This window comes from Sphingobium sp. D43FB (assembly GCF_002312805.1).
Taxonomy (GTDB): Bacteria; Pseudomonadota; Alphaproteobacteria; order Sphingomonadales; family Sphingomonadaceae; genus Sphingobium.
Genome location: NZ_NMUA01000089.1, coordinates 1 through 3,250, shown reverse-complemented (window position 1 = coordinate 3,250; position 3,250 = coordinate 1). Strand labels below are relative to the sequence as shown.

At 60.0% G+C, this 3,250-nt stretch carries 3 protein-coding genes; all 3 read left to right on the top strand.

Translation table 11 applies throughout. From position 1 onward, the window contains the following. Positions 1-339: FAD-linked oxidase C-terminal domain-containing protein (locus SxD43FB_RS23130; RefSeq protein ID WP_275542514.1), on the top strand; the 339-nt coding region annotated here is incomplete at its 5' end. 43 nt (positions 340-382) lie between these two features. Beyond that, entirely contained in the window at positions 383-1,828 is a 1,446-nt protein-coding gene (locus SxD43FB_RS23125; protein ID WP_043154269.1) for an aldehyde dehydrogenase family protein, read from the top strand. A 24-nt stretch (positions 1,829-1,852) separates the two neighbouring features. Then, positions 1,853-3,250 (top strand): non-oxidative hydroxyarylic acid decarboxylases subunit C (locus SxD43FB_RS23120; RefSeq protein WP_096064120.1); only part of this gene is annotated, 1,398 nt, incomplete at its 3' end.

The window sequence follows — 3,250 nt, the reverse complement described above, 5'->3', positions numbered from 1 at the left end:
CGCTGCCACGACCATGGCTTCGACTATATCGGTGAATTCCTGGTCGGCTGGCGCGACATGCATCACATTCTGATGATCATGTACGACCGGGCCGACGAGGCTATGCGCAAAAGCGCCTACGACCTTTTTGGCGTGCTGGTCGCCGAAGCGGCAGAGAGTGGTTTTGGCGAGTACCGCACCCACCTCGCCTTCATGGACCAGATCGCCAAGACCTATAAGCACAACGATGGCGCACTGTGGGACCTTCACCAACGCATCAAGGACGTGATGGACCCCAACGGCATTCTCTCACCCGGCAAGCAGGGCATCTGGCCCAAGTCGATGCGCACGACATCGTGATCGAAACGGCGGCATGTCCACCTGAATCAAGGATCGTAGTACGATGAAGAATCTCGACCACTGGATAGGCGGAGCCCGGGTAGCGCCAGGCAGTGGCGTCTATTTCGACGATCTAAATCCGATCGATGACAGTGTCTACGCAAGGGCCGCCGCAGGCACTGCCGACGACGTCAACCGCGCGGTCGAGGCCGGCGTGGCAGCCTTCCGCATGCACCGCGACCTCCCTGCCGCAGTCCGTGAGGGCTGGATGTTCAAGGCGGCGGAAATCATGGAACGAGACGTCGCCAAGTTCCAGGAAGTGCTGATCGATGAGGTCGGCTCGCCGGTTGCCAAAGCAGGCTTTGAGACCCGCTTTGCCATCGGTTTCCTTCGTGCTGCCGCCGGGGTTCCGCGCCGGGTCCGCGGCGAAACCATTCCTTCGGACACACCGGGCCGCTTCAGCATGAGCCTGCGTCAGCCGGTGGGTGTCGTTGCCGGCATAACGCCGTTCAATGTTCCGCTGATCAAGGGTATCAAGCAGTCCGCCATGGCGCTTGCGACCGGCAACGGCTTCGTTCTGCTCCCATCGGAAGCCGCGCCGCGCCTGGCTGACCTGCTCGCAGATCTGTGGCGTGAGGCCGGCGTTCCTGATGGCCTGTTCAACATCGTCTACGGCAATGGTGCCGAAATCGGCGATGCACTAACCGGGCATGCCAATATCGCTGCGATCACTTTCACCGGCTCCTCGCGCGTCGGCAAGCACATTGCCGGGATCGCAGCGAGGAACCTCAAGAAATATACGCTTGAGCTCGGCGGCAAGAGCCCGCTGATCGTCTGCGCCGATGCCGACCTGGAAAAAGCGGTTGGAGCGGCACTGTTCAGCATTTTCATGTTCCAGGGCCAAGTCTGCATGGGCGCGTCGCGCATCTATGTCGAACGCTCCATGTTTGATGATTTTGCGAAGGCCTTCGCCGCCGCAGCTTCCAAAGCCAAGATGGGCGACCTGCGCGAACCCACCACCATGCTTGGCCCAATCATCTCCGAACGCCAACGCGATCGGGTGCGCAGCCACGTCGATGATGCCCGCGCAAAAGGGGCCGAAGTGCTGGCCGGTGCGGAGTGGACTGGCAACTGCTGCTCCGCCACGGTGCTGCGCGGCGTTACTGCCGACATGACCGTCTGCTACGAAGAAACCTTCGGGCCGGTCACCTCGCTCTATCCATTCGACACGCTCGACGAGGCGATCGAACTGGCGAACGATACCGAATACGGCCTATCCGCCTCGATCTTCACCCGTGATCTCGACAAGGCCTTGCGCTTTGCTCACGAGGCCGAAAGCGGCATGGTCCACATCAACGCTCCGACCCTCTATGACGAGCCGCACGTACCGTTCGGGGGGACCAAGTCTTCCGGCTTCGGACGCGAGGGCACCGAGGCCGACCTCGAGATCATGACGGAGTGGAAATGGGTTACGATCCAGTCCGCCACGGCCAATCCCAGTGGTCACTAATGCCGCCCGCGTAAGGAACCGAATATGAACGACTTGGCCAATAAAGCGCGCGGCATTTCCTCGTTGCGGGACTTTCTTGAACTCCTTGAAGGCGAAGGCCAGGCGATCACCTGGAGCGAACGGGTGCTTCCGGAACCCGACCTGCGCAATATCGCGGTCGCGGCCTCGCGCGATGCCAATGGTGCACCCGCAATCTTGTTCGACAACATCGCCGGCTATCCCGGCAAGCGGACAGTGGTGGGCGTCCACGGTTCGTGGGACAATATCGCGTTGCTGCTGGGGCGACCCAAGGGCACGACAATCCGCGAGCTGTTCTTCGAGATCGCCGGTCGTTGGGGCGATGCCGATGCTCAGATCAGTTACGTTCCCGAAGGGCAGGCTCCGGTCCACGAGTGCCGGGTCGAAAGCGGAATCAATCTCTACGATATCCTCCCGGTTTATCGCATCAACGAATATGACGGCGGCTTCTTCATGGGCAAGGCTTCGATCGCATCGCGCGATCCGGAAGATCCCGATAATTTCGGCAAGCAGAATGTCGGAATCTACCGGCTGCAGCTGCAAGGCCCGGATTGCTTCAGCCTAATGACCATTCCCTCGCACGACATGGGTCGGCAGATCATGGCCGCTGAACGTACCGGTCTGCCGCTCAAAATTGCGGTAATGCTCGGTAATCATCCTGGGCTTGCCGTCTTCGCAGCCACTCCCATAGGTTATGATGAATCCGAATACTCCTACGCATCCGCGATGATGGGTGCGCCGATCAGACTGACCAAGTCGGGAAACGGTGTCGATATTCTCGCGGACAGCGAAATCGTTATAGAAGCTGAAATGCAATTGGGCGAACGAGTCTTGGAAGGACCATTCGGCGAATTCCCTGGCTCCTATAGCGGCGTCCGGAAGGTGCCAATCTTCAAAGTCACGGCTGTCTCACATCGTCGAGACCCGATCTTCGAGAATATCTACATCGGCCGTGGCTGGACCGAGCACGACACGCTGATCGGGTTGCACACCTCCGCGCCTATATATGCCCAGTTGCGCAAGGACTTTCCCGAAGTCACTGCCGTCAACGCGCTCTACCAACACGGTTTGACCGGGATCATCTCGGTCAAAAACCGGATGGCGGGCTTCGCCAAGACCGTTGCTCTGCGTGCGCTGAGCACGCCGCACGGCGTTATGTATCTCAAGAACCTGATCATGGTTGATGCCGATGTTGATCCTTTCGACCTTAACCAAGTCATGTGGGCGCTGTCGACGCGTACCCGCGCCGACGATATAATCGTGCTTCCCAACATGCCTGCCGTGCCGATCGACCCGTCTGCGGTCGTGCCTGGCAAGGGCCACCGGCTGATCATTGACGCGACAAGCTACCTGCGGCCCGATCCCATCGGCGAGGCACATCTCGTTAGTCCACCGACTGGCCCG

What these genes read in the sequence shown, in the direction of transcription:
- SxD43FB_RS23125 (WP_043154269.1), top strand. Translation starts at nt 383, where the DNA reads ATGAAGAATCTCGACCACTGGATAGGCGGAGCCCGGGTAGCGCCAGGC.